The sequence below is a fragment of the Streptomyces sp. NPDC037054 genome, from assembly GCF_055606745.1.
Map to the genome: position 1 here is coordinate 395,112 of NZ_JBVJSJ010000004.1, position 14,800 is coordinate 409,911.

The window sequence follows — 14,800 nt, forward strand, 5'->3', positions numbered from 1 at the left end:
TGGTCACCCCACTTGTCAAGGTTTCGGCCATGTACGGAGACCGACGAGGAGATGAACCGGGCGGCATCGGTGGAAATCCGTCTAGGCTGAGCGGCTGACTCGCACGACACCCGCGTCCGAGTCGCACGACACCCGTCCGAGTTGCACGACACCCGTCCGAGTCGCACGACCCCCGCGTCCTAGGAGAACCCGCCGATGTCAGACAGCTCCCCCCTCCCGCCGGTGCGGCTGCACCCCGAAGCGGAGCTGGCGCGCGACGCGCTGTCCACGCCCCTGCTGTCGCGGGCGGCACGGATCGCCCGCTGGGCCGGGCCGGACACCAGGGTCGACGCCGGGGGCGGCCTCGTGGACGAGCAGCTTCCGGCCGCGGCCGAGGCGCTCGGGCTGAGCGGGGACGACGCGGCGGCCGACGCGAGCGAGGCGTGGCGGGTCGCCGTGGACACCGGGCTCGTGGAGATCACCGACGAGGAGGAGGGCACCGTCGCGGCCGGCGCCGACCTGGCGCTGCTCACCGGCGGCTCCCCGCACGACGTGCTCGGGGTGTGGCTCACCGCCCTGGAGACGGTGCTCGCCGACGCGAGCGTGCCCGACCTCGACGGGCTGGTCGAGGCCGTCGACCGGGGCGGCGAGGTCGACCTGTCGGCCCTCGGCTGGGACCCGGAGGCCGAGGCGGAGTTCCTCGACGGCGTGCTCGGCAACCTCTACCTGATGAGCGTCAGCGAGGACGGCCCCGGCGAGGGACCCGTCCCGCTGCCCGCGCTGGCCGCCTCGGTGATCGTCCCCGGCGACATGACGGAACCCTCCAACGACGTGCTGCAGCAGGTGTCCGACGCCATGATGCGGCTGGACGACCAGTTCCGGATGCTGGAGCCCGTCGGGCTCGTGGAGTACCGGCCGGTGGACGAGGCGCTGATGTCCGACGCCGAGGAGGAACCGGCCGCGCCCGTGGACGACACCGACGTCGCCCGCTACGGCATGGTGCGGCTGACGCCCCTCGGGCGGTACGGGCTGCGGGCGCGGCTGATGGAGGCCGGGTTCGAGGCGCCGGCCGTCGGCGAACTCGCGGACAAGGGCGCCGACGCGCTGCTCGACGGGACGTCGGCGTTCGGTCCCGCAGCGGCCCAGGCCGAGACGGAGCAGTGGCTCGCGCGCCGCGAACCCCTCGCCGCCGCGCGGGAGTTGCTGGCGGCGGCACGCGGCTCGGACACCGGGGCGCCGCTGCGCAGGCTGCGCTGCCAGCAGGCGCTGTCCCTGGTGGGCGGCACGGCCGAACCGGCGCTGCGGGAGGTCCTCGACGACGCCGAGCTGGGCGGGCTCGCCCGGGTGTGGCTCACCGAGCAGGGCGCGGCCGACGTGCCGCCGCCCTCGGAGGCGATGGTCTACTGGCTGACCATCGACACCCTCGCCGCGCAGCTCGCCGCCGAGGGCAACTCCGAGGAACTGCGGGACCTCGTCCAGGGGCTCGCCCAGCAGCACGGCGGCTTCTTCGAAGCGGTCTGGCGGGTGGACCACCCGGCGACGGCGGACGTCCTGGAGGCCATGGGCCGCCTCCACCCGGACAAGCGCGTCGCGAAGGAGGCCCGCAAGGCGGCGTTCAAGGCGCGGTCGCAGCACGGGGGGTAGAGGGCGGGCGGGGCGCCACGGGGGTCAGACGGGGGGCGCGGCGCCACCGGGGTCCGCCGGGGGCGGGGCGCCACGGGGGTCAGACGGGGAGCGTGGCGCCACCGGGGTCCGGCAGGGCGGGGCGTGCCGGGGTCCGGCGGGGGCGTGGCGCCACCGGGGCCCGGCGAGGGGCGTGGCGCGCCGGCGTCCGGGAGCGGCGGGGCGTGCCGGGGTCCGGCGGTTCACCGAACGGAGCCCTGTGGCGTCGCCGCGCGTTCAGGCGGTGTTCAGGCGTGGGCGGGAACGTGACGCCGAACGAGGTCCGCCGCCCTCCACGGCACCCACCGTCACAGGAGACTCCATGTCGCTCACCCGCAGGGACTTCGCCAGAACCTCCGCGATCACCGGGGCCGGTGTCGCGCTGGCGGGCAGCGTCGGCGCCCTCGCCTCCGCCCCGGGCGCCCTCGCCAGCACCGACACCGAGAGCGTCGGCGACGCGTCGGCGGACACCCACGGCGGGGTCGGCTACGGACCGCTGATCCCCGACCCCGACGGCATCCTCGCCCTGCCCGCCGGGTTCACGTACCGCATCCTCACGTACAGCGGCCGCACCAAGCTGGAGTCCGGCGAGTTCACCCCCTCCAACCACGACGGCACCGCCACCTTCGCCGGCCCGCGCGGCACCACCCTCCTCGTCAACAACCACGAGCTGAAGGGCCCGCGCGACCGGTGGGAGCACCCCGTGCCGCTCACCAAGGGCCTCGTCTACGACCCGGCCGCGTCCGGCGGCTGCACCGTCGTCGAGGTGCGCCCCGACGGACGCGTCGCCGAGTGGGTCGGCATCGCCGGCACCTCCACCAACTGCGCGGGCGGCAGCACCCCGTGGGGCACCTGGCTGACCTGCGAGGAGAACTCCGACAAGGCCGGCGTCAACGGCATGACCAAGGACCACGGCTACGTCTTCGAGGTCGACCCCGTCGACCGGCGCGCCAACCGCGACCCCAAGCCGCTGAAGTTCTTCGGCCGTTACGACCACGAGGCCGTCGTCATCGACCCCAAGCGCGGCCACGCCTACCTCACCGAGGACGCGTCCAACCCCAACGGCCTCTTCTTCCGCTGGACCCCGCCGGAAGGCTTCGAGTACGGCCCCGGGAAGTTCCGCGCCCTCGCCGACGACGCCGGCCGCCTCCAGGCCCCCCGGTGCTACGACTCGGGCGGCAAGTTCGTGGACGACCTGTCCCGCGCCACGAAGATCGGCACCGTGTACGGCGTCGACTGGGAGGACGTACCCGACCGCGACGCCAGGGAGATCCCCGTCCGCAAGCAGTTCGCGGCCGGCGAGATCACCCGCGCCCGCAAGCTGGAGGGCATGTGGTGGGGCGACGGCGGCGCGTACCTCGTGTCCTCCTACGCCCGTGAGGAGAGCCCCGGCACGGCGCACGACGGCCAGGTCTGGTTCTACGACCCGAGGCGCCGCACGCTCACCCTCAAGGTGCTGCTCGGCGTGAACCCCGACCCGTCGCGCGACGGTGCCTTCGACGGCCCGGACAACATCACGGTCTCCCCGTACGGCGGCCTGATCCTCGCCGAGGACGGCGAGGGCGTCTCGCACCTCTTCGGCGCCACCGAGAGCGGCCGGACGTACCCCATCGCCCGCAACGACCTGAACGTCGGCACCGAAGAGGAGCCGGAATACAGCGAGTTCGCCGGCGTCACCTTCTCGCCCGACGGCCGCACCCTGTTCGCGAACATCCAGGACCCGGGCATCCTGCTCGCCATCACGGGCCCCTGGAAGCGGCAGCGCCGATAGCCCTGCCGGAGCGGAAGGTCCCGCCGAAGCCGATGGTCCTGCCGGAGCTGTTGGCCCTGCCGGAGCCGATGGTCCTGCCGGACCGCCGGTAATTCATTCGCACCGCCCGAGCTGCGCCTCCTACAGTTGAGTTCAGAACGCCAAGCACCTCCCGGTGCGAGGGCGGCGGCTACTTCTCTTCCACAGAATCCACGCCGCCGCCGAACTGATCTCGGGAGGCGCAGCTCAAGGTGGGTGTCCGGTGCGCAGGCAGCGGATACTTCATTGGTTCAGAGGGTTGCGGGTTCGAATCCCGTCACCGACTTCGGGTCGGTGTAGCTCAACCGGGTAGAGCATCCGACACAAAGCCCGTCGCCGACCTCGATCTCGGACACCTTCCTTTTGCTGCGCCTTCCTCCGTAACCACTCATGAATTCGGGGGAATTCACCATGGCGCGATTCAACACGCGTGCGGCGAAGGCACAGCCGGTGTCGCGGGTGACGTCGACGGGCCGCGTGCTCCGCACCTACGAGGGCGGCCGGGGCCGCGAGCGGGACGCCCGCTCGGAACTCTTCCTCCTGGCCGTCTCGAACTTCGTCTCGCAGCAGACCTTCTACGAGACCGGCGCCGACCGCGACGACCGGTTCGCGAAGCTCGTGCGCGAGCTTGCCGTGTCCGACCCGGCGTGGACGGCCGGCCTGCTCGGCTGGCTGCGCGGCGAGGGCAACCTGCGCACCGCGTCGCTCGTGGGCGCCGCCGAGTACGTGAAGGCGCGCCTCGACGCGGGCGCGACCGACGGCCCGTCGAACCGGCAGGTCGTGGACTCGGTACTCCGCCGCCCGGACGAGCCCGGCGAACTCCTCGCGTACTGGACCGCGACGTACGGCCGTGCCGTCCCGAAGCCGGTCAAGCGCGGGATCGCCGACGCCGTGCGCCGCCTCTACAGCGGCAAGTCGCTCCTGAAGTACGACACCGCGTCCAAGGGCTACCGCTTCGGCGACATCCTCAACCTGGTGCACGCGTCGCCGGACCCGGACAAGCCGTGGCAGGGCGAGCTGTTCCGCTACGCGCTGGACCGCCGGCACCACCCGGAGACGGCGGAGCCGCCCGCGACGGACCGCGTCCTGACCGCACACCGGGAGCTGATGGCGCTGCCGGTCGAGGAGCGGCGCGCGGTCGTCACGTCGCCCGGCGGCGCCGAGCGGCTGGCGGCGGCCGGGATGACGTGGGAGGCGCTGGCCGGCTGGCTCCAGGGCCCGATGGACAAGGCGGCCTGGGAGGCCGTCATCCCGTCCATGGGCACCATGGCGCTCGTCCGCAACCTGCGGAACTTCGACGAGGCCGGCGTCTCGGACGAGGTCGCGGCGCGGGTCGCGGCGCGGATCGCCGACCCGGCGGAGGTGGCGCGTTCGCGGCAGTTCCCGTTCCGGTACCTCGCCGCGTACCAGCACGCGCCGTCGCTGCGCTGGTCGTACGCGCTGGAGCGGGCGCTCGGGCACTCGCTGGCCAACGTGCCCGCGCTGCCCGGCCGGACGCTGGTGCTGGTGGACCGCTCGGGCTCGATGTTCTACTCGCGCCTGTCGGACCGCTCGGAGCTCAACCGGGCCGACGCGGCGGCGATCTTCGGCACGGCGCTCGCGCTGCGGGCGGCGAAGGCGGACCTCGTCGAGTTCGGCACCAGCAGCAACGAGGTGCGGTTCCGGCGGGGCGAGTCGGTGCTGAAGATCCTGGACCGCTTCGGCGACCTGGGCGGCACGAACACGACGGAGGCGGTGCGCCGCCACTACCGCCGCCACGACCGGGTCCTGATCGTCACCGACGAGCAGTACACCCAGCACCGCCTGGGCGACCCGACGGAGCAGGTCCCGGGGAACGTCCCGGTCTACACGTGGAACCTCGCGGGCTACCGCGCGGCCCACGGCCCGTCGGGCACCGGCAACCGCCACACCTTCGGCGGCCTGACGGACGGGGCGTTCCGCATGGTCCCGCTGCTGGAGGGGGCGCGGGATGCGGAGTGGCCTTGGGGGGCTTGAACCTGGGGGCGGCGGGGCCGCGGGACTCGTGAGGTGGGGGTGCCCTCCTGCGGGAGGCCACCCCCACCGCTCGCGTGCCCGAATGCGTTCCGTGACGATACGCTCACAGCGTGGCGTCGCGCCGCGTACGGTGGAAGGCGTTTCGGGTGCGCACGGGCAAGTGGGAAACGGCGGTGGTGAGTTGTGCCCGCGAAGAAGGATCCGGATGCGTCGGTGAGCGTGCCCTGCTTCTACGGGGCGGAGTTGCGCTACCGGAGGGAGCAGGCGGGGCTGACGCTGGAGCAGTTGGTGGAGGGCAGCTTCCGGGGCGTCTCGTTCCTGAGCCAGATCGAGCGCGGCGAGCGGGGCATGCCGCTGGACCTGGCGAGGCACGTGGACGAACGGCTGGACACGGACGGATTCTTCCAACGGCGGTGCCAGGACGCGGCGAAGGCGCGGCGGGCGGGGATCGCCGCCCACTTCGCGGATATCGCCGAGTGGGAGAAGTCGGCGCAGACCATTGAGGACTGGGCGCCGTTGTTGGTTCCCGGCCTGTTGCAGACCAGGGAGTACGCAGATGCGATTGCTCGGTCTGCGATGCCGCGAGCCTCGGATGCCGATGTCGAGGCGGTTGTCAGGGCTCGGCTGAACCGCGCGGCGATCTTCGAGAGTGAGGCACCTCCAAAGCTCTGGGTCATTCTCGACGAGTCGGTCATCCGGCGGCGGGTGCTGCCACCAGAGGGGATGGCCGAACTGCTGGGCCACATCGCCGAAGTGGTCAGGAGGACACGGACCATCTTGCAGATCGTCCCAGCAACCGCGGCTGCTCATCCGTTCATGATGGGGCTGACGCGGATCATGACCTTCTTCGACGCGCCACCGTTGGTGTACACCGAGGGCCTGCACAGCGGTCAAGTCATCGACTATCCGCCCCATGTGATGGAGTACCGCGAGTCGTACGATCTACTCAGGGCCGCCGCACTGCCGCCAGAGGCGTCCCTGGACATGATCGAGGCAGCAGCGGAGGAGCACCGGAATGAAGCCCACCAGCAACTTCGACCCGAACTCCGTGCAGTGGCGCAAGAGCAGCCACAGCAGCGGAACCGGCGGTGAGTGCGTCGAGGTCGGCGACAACATCCCCGGCGTCACACCCGTCCGCGACTCCAAGCGCCCGGAGGGCCCGGCCCTGGTGTTCCCTGCCGGGGCCTGGGCTCGGTTCGTCACGTCTCTGAAGTGAGGGCGACGGCGAGCATTTTCAGCGTTGCCTCGCCAGGGTGAGGACTGCGGCGGCGATGGCCGTCATCCGGTGGTTACCCAGGGGCCCGCGCCGATGTAGGAGCGGTCGGCGATGCGTGCTGCGGACAGGTCGTGAGCGCGGCCCGGCATAAGGCAGGTCGAGTGCGACAGGATAGGAAATCACAACAGGGCTCCTGGACCGGCAGGTTGAGACTCAAAGCTCACAGTGCCCCCATGAATGCAGAACTCGCACCCATTCGAGGTTTAACCTAGAGCGCTCATCTGTGATTGGCTACGAAAGAAGGACGTTCGATCTTTCTCGCGATCGAGAAGGGGCGGAAGTCCAGATCGGCAAGCACCCGATAAACGAACTCCGCAGCCGTCATGTCGAATCGCTGCCATTCTTCGAGCGGATCAACCCTTGCAACCACGGGCCACTGCTCGGGGGGCGTCGATGCGTCCGCCAGCCAGCAATAGGATGCTTCGGTCACGGAGACACCCCAGAAGATGAGGCCGCTGCCGTCAAAGATTGAGTAGGGATCGACGAAGGAACGCGCAGCCGGACTATCTCCACGACTCTTGAGCGCATCCCATCTCCCGACCAGACTGTCAGAATGCGACGAGTCGACCGGTAGGAGCAGTCGCAGGTACCCGCAAAAGCTCCCTCTACCGAACACCTCGCAGATCTCCTTGAAATCTGCGGGAAGTGGTGTACCGAGCTCGCGCTCGACGTCGTCCCACTCCATCTCCTGCCGCTCTTCGCTCCAGCCCACGAGGGAGACGAGTTCACGCACCCATTCCATTTGATTCCTTTCCAGCCATCATCCGGTGCCAGCAATGTACTGCCACGGATGAGATCCACCGGCTCCGTCGACGACCTGTGCAAAACCCGTCAGCGTGGGTTCTGTGCTATTGCCCTGATAGGTCGCTGTGATGGTGTAGTACACCGTGTTTCCCTTGCCTAGCTCCTCCGCGATGGCACGCTCCCACCCAGCCATGTCGACCTGGTTAACCTCGATCTTGCGTGACGGCCCGTCGGATTCTCTGGCAGGCCGTTTCGTCTTGTTGGGCGGGTGGTGGGCAGGCTGGTGGCCCGGCTGTCGCGTCGGGTGGGCGCCGGTTTCTACTGTTCCGGGTGGGTGAGGGGATTCGTCGGGATGGGACGTTATTACTGGTCAGCCGGGTTTCGGTAGGGCTTGCAGGCGGTCGAACGCGGCGCTGATCAGGTGAGTCCAGGGCCAGTGCCGGGCGAGGCGGAGGTAGTGGCGGCGGCCGGTCGTGGCGAGCTGGCCGGCGGCGGAGAACAGCCGTAGCCGGAGCCGCTTGGGTTCCCAGCGGCGAGCTTCGCCGGTCAGAGCGAGCATCGGCATCCAGGCCAGCAAGTCCAGGGCAAGCTGCACGATCTCCAGCCAGATCCGGTTCTGCGCGGCGCGGTGGAGGGGGAGGTTGCGCAGGCCGGTGTCGCGGGCGGCGCGGATGCGGTCCTCGGCCCGGGCCCGCTGGCGGTGCCGCAACTCCAGCTGTGCGATCGGCTCGCCGACGGTGTTGGTGGCGAAGCAGGTCAGGCGCATTCCGTCGGCGTCGGTGAAGCGCAATTGCGCGCCCGGGTGCGGCCGTTCCTTGCGAACGATCAGCCTCATGCCTTTCGGCCAGCCCTTGAGGACATCCCCGGCGAGCTCAGCGACCCAGGCGCCGTCGCGGACCTCGCCGCCGGGCTTGACGGCCGGGGTCCAAGCCGAGGCCGGAACCAGGAGTACGGCCTGGTGGATCGCGTCGGTGATGGTCATGCCGACCGAGTAGGACAGCCAGCGTCCGCGGGCGGCAATCCAGTTCACGAACTCGTGGGTGCCGCCGCCGGAGTCGGTGCGGATCAGGGTCCGGCGTCCGCGCCGATACCTTGACGGGAGCTGGGCCAGCGCGAGCCGGGCTGCGGTGATGTGGTCGGCGGCGGTGTTGCTGCCCGCGTTCCCCGGTCGCAGCAGGCCGGCCACCGGCTCTCCGGAGCCGGTGGCGCCGTGGTCGACGAACGCGAACAGCGGGTGGTGGCCGAAGGTCTTCTTCCAGGTCGCGGCCGCGTCCTCCTTCTCGGAGTGCGCCAGGACCAGGACACCGTCGATGTCCACGGTTACCTCACCACCCGCGTCCGGGGCCTGGTGCCCGGCAAGCTTCCAGACCCGTTCGCGGGCATCGGAGCGGGCCCGGCGTATCGCCGTCAGGCCGCGCGGACCGGCTGCGGCCAGGGTGTCAATGAGCCGGGAGACGGTGGGATCGGCGGCCACAGGCCCGAACACGGCCGGCTCTGCGCGCAGTACCGCGATGTCGGCCAGGCAGTCACCGCCCAGCGCGGTCGCCAGGGCCAAGTCGAGCAGGATCTTGCCCGGATCGTGCACCGTTCTGGGCTTGCGCCACGGCGCGAGGGCCGAGGACAGCGCCGCATCCAGCCCCGTCCGGCGGGCCGTCTCGACCAGCAACACCCCGCCAGCCTGCGCAACCACCCCTCGGCCGCCACCCGACACCAGCACACGCGGGTACGACCCGATACTCTTACTCGCCTGAGAAGTGCCTCCGACGGACGCAGGAACGAGGGCCTAGACAATCCTCATTCTCGCTGGTCAGAGGCACTTTTCGTATAGGTGATCACCTATCGGACAGCCCACCTCATGGAGCTCGAGGTCAGCAGAGGGGAATAGGCGGATGACGTCGCCAGGCACTCAAGAAGCCACCACACGGGGCAGGCCGGTGTGGGCGCTCACCCCGCTGGAGAGCGTCGGGCCGTTGCGATTCGGCATGAGTATGGATGAGGCAGCGATGGCGCTGCCCAAGACCTCTGAGCTACGTCGGTTCCAAGCCGAGCCCCATTTTCCAGAGGTCGTGGGTATCCAGCTGGGGCTCAGCCCGGCGGAACCTACCGTCTACGAGTACTTCGACGGCTCTGGCCGACTGTTCTGCATCGCGATTGATGCCGTTCGCGGGCCGCAGGTGACACTGGACGGGGTGGAGCTGGTCGGTGGCAGCCCGGCTGAGCTGGAGGAATGGCTGTTCGATCTCCCAGACTCGATGGGCGGCGTGTCCTATGGGCCGCGCGGAAATCCCGGGATCAACGACCTGGGGCTGGTCCTGCGAGTGCAGGACTCCGCAAACGGACTGCTGACCCGACTGGTGTTGGTCGGTCGAGACTGGGCCGACCGCTGCACTGACGACTGGGAAGGTGCGATCCCCGAATGCGAATGGGTGGGCCATGTGTGGCCCCACCCGTCGTTCCCAGAGATGCGTGTCTGGCCTCCAGCCGGATACACGCCGACCTGGGCAGGACGTTGGTCGCCGCCGTTCTAACGGCTCGGCTCACTCGCGCGGCTGTGCAAGTCCGGGCGTCACGCCGGCTACTCACCTGAGAAGTGCCTCCGGCTGGTGCGGGAAGCAGAACCTTGACGATCCTCATTCTCGCTGGTCAGACGCACTCTTCAGATAGCTGATCGCCTACCGGACAGCCCGCCTAGTGAAAGCGCGAGGCTAGTCGCCAGAGACCAGCCGACGCTCGCCCCGGGAGAAGACGTCCACGACGAATGCGACGTAGATGATCCCCGCCCCGGTGGCCACATGAGTGAAGTCCGCGACCCACCTCTCGTTCGGCCGGGACGCGGTGAAGCCGCGCCTGAGCAGGTCAGCCGCCCATTCATGCCCATCATCGCGCACAGTGGTGCGGATCTTCCTGCCGCGACGGGCGCCCTCCAGGCCCAACTCGCGTGTCAGCCGGGCAACCGTGCAGCGGGCGGCAGCTATGCCCTCGCGCCGAAGCTGTCGCCAGACGCTCCGGACCTCCCTGGGCGGACAGCACACGGCAGATCGGCTCGACCCCGAACACTTTCCTGAACTCGTCGATGAACGCTACGAGCGCTTTGACGGCCGGTCGAGCTCGGCCGCAAAGAAAGCCGAGGCCGCCTTGAGGATCTCGCTCGCCCGCCGCAGTTCGGCGTTCTCGGCCCGCAGCCGTTTGTCTCCGCGGTCTGCTCGGACGTGGCGCCAGGCCGCTGGCCCGCGTCCACCTCTGCCTTGCGCACTCAGGTCCACACAGTCTCGGCCGCACCGATGCCCAGCTTCGCCGCGGCCGCCTTCATCGCAGCCCATTCGGTCGGGTAGATCGGACGGATCTCCGCGACCATGCGCACCGCACGTTCACGAAGCTCAGCAGGGTATGGAGACGGACGTGCCATGACTCGATCGTCTCAGAGAATCGAGCCTCCATCAGACCCGGAGCGGTTCAATCCGGGTCGGGGACCTACTCGGGGACACATATCCGGTTCGGCGTGTTGAATAGCCAAGGAGCCAGCAAGGGCAGACCGCCTGACCAGGCACTATAGGCGTGCCACGGCTCAATCCCACCAGAACGACCAGACATCCGTCTGCACCTGGCCCTGCGCAGCCCACCGCGGCTCGTGCACGAAGTCGGGACTGTAGGCGTGTTGCTCGATAGCTGTTTCTGCGATCGCCCGGGCGTCCAAGGGCGGGTGTCGCACGAGAAGCTCCAGTGCGGCCGAGTCCGCGTAGTAGAACTCCGCGCCATGCAGGTCGTGCCAGTGCCGCAGCACGGCCACGTGGTCGGCCGGCAGGAGGGGTCGGTCGTCCGGGAAGCCCGACCAGTTCGCGGTCTGCAGGACCCCGGGCACCAGGGCCGGGACCTCGTAACCTGCCGACGCCTCGACCAGATGCAGCCACAGGCTGCCACCTCGCGACTCGGCCCGCCGAGGGGTGCCGGGACGCGACTGCTTGCCGGCGGGCGGCAGGGTGGCCGCGAGCCTCCCCGCGTCGAACAACTCCCTGACCTCCGCGATGTCACGGAGGTCGTCGTCGCTCCGGGGTGGGCAACTGTAGGAGAGCGCCTCCTGTAGCGCAGATTCGACGATGTCTGCCATGACATGAGCGGGTGACTTCTCAAGGGCTCGGGCCAGCAGATCCCGGCCTCCCTTGCCCCACGGGCCACCTCGGCGTTCCGCACCCGCCAGCCACTCGGGCCCGGCCTGCGCGAGGAACGGGTAGAAGCCCGTCTGCGGGTGCCGCTCACGCCAGTACGTCCAGGCTGCCCGGGCGACTCGATGGCTCAAGTGGATTCCATGGACCGGGATTCCAGATTCCATCATCACGGTCACGGCCTGGGTTGAAAGGGCCGCACCCAATGAAGCCCGCATCTGCGTGAGGGCACCCCGAAGAAAATGATGGTTCTCATGAGAATGCATTCTGTGACCCTCGGGGTGTCTTCTCTCAGGCGTTCAGGCAGGCTCGAAGAACGGCCCAGCCGTGGGCCGTGCCACGGAGTGCGGCCGGAAGTCGGGATCAGTGAGGATCCGGTGCAAAAACTCCGAGGCAGTCACCTGGTACCGGTTCCACTCCTGAATGTCCACTTGCATGGCAAGGACCGGCCATTCGCCCACCGGGCCTCCGGTGACCTGCCAGAAGAACCAGTCGCCCGCACGCGACCCTCCCCAGGGAATCAGCCCTCCAGTCGTCCCGGGCGCATGGATCCTGTAGGGCGCGAACGGTCCCCCCGAAGGCCCGTCGCTCTCCAGCAGTCCCTGCCACTCCGTCAGCAGATCGCTCACGCGAGTTTCGTCGGCGCACAGCACCCAAACCTCCTGTGAGAACTCACCCACTCCGAACGCCTGGCACAACTGCTTGTAGCCGCGGGGAAGTTCGGCTCCCAGCCCTGCTTCGATGTCTGCCCAAGGCTGCGCGACGTCCCGCGCTTCCCACCCTGTAGCACGGAGCAGAGAGTTCACCCACATAATCAATCCTCTTTTTGCTAAGCCCCAGTTGCCCGGCGGCCTCTCAGGACACGGGACTGCTGCAGGGTTGGGTGACAGCGGGGTTATGCAGCCAGGGCTGCGGGTGGGGTCATGATGGTCTCGTACTCGACGGGGGTCAATCGGGCCAGGCGTCTATGGCGCCTGCGTCGGTGGTAGGTGCGCTCGATCCAGGTGACGATCGCGATCCGCAGCTCCTGGCGGGTGGCCCAGGTACGGCGGTCGACAACGTTCTGCTGCAGCAGCGCGAAGAAGCTCTCCATGGGCCGCGTTGTCGCCGGCCGCACCGACCCGGCCCATGGGAGACGACCAGGTCGTGACGTGCGAGAACGGACACGAATGAACAGTGCATCCGGCGACCGGGCCGCGACGGGCCACAGCGGACTCAAGGGCTCTCACCGCCAGGCCGGACTTCATCCGGGCGTCGATGGAATAGCCCACGATGCGGTTGGAGTACACGTCCTTGACGGCACACAGATACAGCTTGCCCTCGCCGGTTGCGTGCTCGGTGATGTCCGTGAGCCACAATCGGTTCGGCCCGTCCGCGGTGAAGTTCCGCCGCACCAGGTCATCGTGGACCGGCGGTCCGGCTTTGGCGCTCTTCCCGTGGCCCCTGCGTTTGCCGAAGGCACTCCACCAGCCGTTGTCCCGGCAGATCCGCCAAGCGGTCCGCTCGGCCATCGCCTCATCGGCGACGTGGGCCTCGTCGCGAAGGAAGCGGTGCCCGAACTCGGGATCGTCGCGACGCGCGTCGAACAGGGCGTTGGCACGGTATGCCTCGGCGAGCTCGGAACCGGTGACCGGTGAGGCCAGCCACCGGTAGTAGGACTGGCGGGTCGGCCCGAGCACCCGGCACGTCACCGCCACCGGCACCTGGCAAGGGGCAGCGGCGGCGGCCAGCTCGTGGACGAGCGGGTACATCATTTTGCTGGCCGGTTCGCCTGCGACAGATACGCCCCAGCCCTCCTGAGCACCTCGTTCTCCTGCTCCAGCAGCCGGATGCGCTCGCGGGCCTCGCGCAGCTCGGCCGACGCACTCGATGTCGTTGGGGGACTGGCGCCCTCACCCGTGTCGGCGCGGCGCAGCCACTTCGACAGCGTGACCGGATGGACGCCGAAGTCGGCGGCGATCTGTTCCAGCGTGACGCCGGGCTCACGGTTGCGCGCGACCCGCACGACGTCCTTGCGGAACTCCTTCGGATACGGCTTGGGCACTGCAACATCCTTCCAGGCCGTCGCTCAGCAAGCCAGGTCAGGTGTCACTTGTCCGTGCAGCAGCCCTCTCGTCCACCCCGCCCTTGCGTAACCCGTCGATCATGAAGTCAATTGTGTTCGACGTATGATTCACCCCGAAAGAAGGTTACTCAAGAACACTAACGGAATTACCCTGCACCATGATCCTCCAGTGATCACCGTCTTCTCTACGTGCTTCGATCACGCCCTCCATAAGGTGATTGAAAGTGAAGTCGCGAAATTCCGGGGCATAATAGCGCCCCGACACGGGGTTCACCAGTTCTCGACACAGATCGGCCTCCGGCTTCAAGAACACCTCGATGAGGTAGGTCAGCCACTCGGCAGCAAAAGGAAATTTCGTCTTGCGGTTCCAGATGATGTAAGCCCCGTCGGCCGTCGGCACCCACTGGCAGCTGAGCCCTGGCTGCCCTGACGGCGGCAGGTTTACATCGATGATGTCGCCGTCTGAAACTACCAGACGTCCTGTTTTGATTGTGGAATATGGCCCTGACTTCCGATTCATCCTTCGCGTTTCCGCAAACCGCTCCAAGTAGCGGATTTCAGCAGAGTTGAGGACTGGCGACACGGAAATAGCACCCACATAATCGACATACTCGCTCATGGTTGGAACTTCTTTCTCATCAGGCAGGCACCGGAAGCGGCCCGCGGCGCGTGCCGCTTCCGGCTAAACCGGACAGAAGGTTACTCTACGGGGTAGCCGCACCGCCGGTCAGTACTGTGGTAATCAGCCCCAACACGCCTACTGCGGTACACGTTGCTCCCTTTTGTAGAGACTCAGCTGTACCCGGACTCATCTCCCAGTCCCATACTGCTGCAGGGACGGTTACAGGATAGGGCTTCATTCCTGGGTCGCTTGGCCGGGGGTTCTTTCTCGTCCACCAGCTGATGGCTCCGTCATGCCCTCCCTTCCCTACGATGTTCGACTTCTTGTTCGTAGACACCGTGACCAGGACACGGTCTGCTTGAACAATGTCAGGCGTGACTAGCTGCGGAATGTCGAAACCGGCTTGGACGAGTAGACGCTGACCTCCGGGTCCGTTTTGCAGTGTTCGTTCCCGTTTGACATACGCTGCCACTTCGTCAGCCGCCACCTTCTCGTCCTTCGCACGTCT

General features: G+C 68.4%; 12 protein-coding genes, 3 pseudogenes and 1 other annotated feature. Of the genes and pseudogenes, 6 read left to right on the plus strand and 9 right to left on the minus strand.

The genetic code is table 11. The features are described 5' to 3' along the window. The first annotated feature begins 195 nt into the window (after window positions 1–195). From ACZ7D7_RS12710 to ACZ7D7_RS12730, 5 genes are all read left to right on the plus strand, one after another. The gene (locus tag ACZ7D7_RS12710; protein ID WP_470824090.1) at window positions 196–1,623 is read left to right on the plus strand and encodes a hypothetical protein; all 1,428 of its coding nucleotides are present in this window, start codon (window positions 196–198) and stop codon (window positions 1,621–1,623) included. A gap of 340 nt (window positions 1,624–1,963) precedes the next feature. Beyond that, window positions 1,964–3,412, plus strand: a complete 1,449-nt coding sequence (locus ACZ7D7_RS12715; protein ID WP_470824091.1) for an alkaline phosphatase PhoX — start codon at window positions 1,964–1,966, stop codon at window positions 3,410–3,412. A gap of 429 nt (window positions 3,413–3,841) precedes the next feature. Continuing rightward, window positions 3,842–5,425, plus strand: a complete 1,584-nt coding sequence (locus ACZ7D7_RS12720) for a TROVE domain-containing protein (RefSeq protein WP_470824092.1) — start codon at window positions 3,842–3,844, stop codon at window positions 5,423–5,425. Between the two features lie 183 nt (window positions 5,426–5,608). Next, window positions 5,609–6,517 (plus strand): helix-turn-helix domain-containing protein, encoded by a 909-nt coding sequence (locus tag ACZ7D7_RS12725; protein WP_470824093.1) that lies wholly within the window; start codon window positions 5,609–5,611, stop codon window positions 6,515–6,517. Continuing rightward, complete coding sequence (locus ACZ7D7_RS12730; RefSeq protein WP_470824094.1) at window positions 6,441–6,641, plus strand: DUF397 domain-containing protein; 201 nt, start codon at window positions 6,441–6,443, stop codon at window positions 6,639–6,641. The genes ACZ7D7_RS12725 and ACZ7D7_RS12730 overlap by 77 nt, the downstream gene beginning before the upstream one ends. A 65-nt stretch (window positions 6,642–6,706) precedes the next feature. Here the strand turns inward: ACZ7D7_RS12730 and ACZ7D7_RS12735 are convergent. The 3 genes and pseudogenes from ACZ7D7_RS12735 to ACZ7D7_RS12745 all read right to left on the minus strand — a co-directional run. Then, window positions 6,707–6,790: pseudogene (locus ACZ7D7_RS12735) on the minus strand (IS5/IS1182 family transposase); the annotation flags it as partial. Between the two features lie 128 nt (window positions 6,791–6,918). Next, complete coding sequence (locus tag ACZ7D7_RS12740) at window positions 6,919–7,434, minus strand: SMI1/KNR4 family protein (RefSeq protein WP_470824095.1); 516 nt, start codon at window positions 7,432–7,434, stop codon at window positions 6,919–6,921. 381 nt (window positions 7,435–7,815) lie between these two features. Further along, the gene (locus tag ACZ7D7_RS12745; protein WP_470824263.1) at window positions 7,816–9,180 is read right to left on the minus strand and encodes an IS1380 family transposase; all 1,365 of its coding nucleotides are present in this window, start codon (window positions 9,178–9,180) and stop codon (window positions 7,816–7,818) included. 268 nt (window positions 9,181–9,448) lie between these two features. Here ACZ7D7_RS12745 and ACZ7D7_RS12750 point away from each other — a divergent pair, with 268 nt between their 5' ends. Then, complete coding sequence (locus tag ACZ7D7_RS12750) at window positions 9,449–9,973, plus strand: hypothetical protein (RefSeq protein WP_470824097.1); 525 nt, start codon at window positions 9,449–9,451, stop codon at window positions 9,971–9,973. Between the two features lie 177 nt (window positions 9,974–10,150). On the opposite strand, the gene ACZ7D7_RS12755 is transcribed toward ACZ7D7_RS12750, so the two are convergent. From ACZ7D7_RS12755 to ACZ7D7_RS12780, 6 genes and pseudogenes are all read right to left on the minus strand, one after another. After that, window positions 10,151–10,477: an IS3 family transposase gene (locus ACZ7D7_RS12755; RefSeq protein WP_470824098.1), complete on the minus strand. Its 327-nt coding sequence runs from the start codon at window positions 10,475–10,477 to the stop codon at window positions 10,151–10,153. After that, window positions 10,458–10,851: pseudogene (locus ACZ7D7_RS12760) on the minus strand (IS3-like element ISMyma3 family transposase); the annotation flags it as partial. The gene ACZ7D7_RS12755 and the pseudogene ACZ7D7_RS12760, both read right to left, overlap by 20 nt. Continuing rightward, window positions 10,461–10,571, minus strand: a sequence feature (AL1L pseudoknot). Its footprint overlaps the pseudogene before it by 111 nt. A 159-nt stretch (window positions 10,852–11,010) precedes the next feature. Then, window positions 11,011–11,550 (minus strand): DUF4253 domain-containing protein, encoded by a 540-nt coding sequence (locus ACZ7D7_RS12765; protein WP_470824099.1) that lies wholly within the window; start codon window positions 11,548–11,550, stop codon window positions 11,011–11,013. A 354-nt stretch (window positions 11,551–11,904) separates the two neighbouring features. Next, the gene (locus ACZ7D7_RS12770) at window positions 11,905–12,417 is read right to left on the minus strand and encodes an SMI1/KNR4 family protein (protein ID WP_470824100.1); all 513 of its coding nucleotides are present in this window, start codon (window positions 12,415–12,417) and stop codon (window positions 11,905–11,907) included. Between the two features lie 83 nt (window positions 12,418–12,500). Next, a pseudogene (locus ACZ7D7_RS12775) lies at window positions 12,501–13,649 on the minus strand (IS3 family transposase). A gap of 145 nt (window positions 13,650–13,794) precedes the next feature. Continuing rightward, window positions 13,795–14,289, minus strand: coding sequence for a hypothetical protein (locus ACZ7D7_RS12780; protein ID WP_470824101.1), 495 nt, complete (start codon window positions 14,287–14,289; stop codon window positions 13,795–13,797). Window positions 14,290–14,800: the final 511 nt, after the last annotated feature.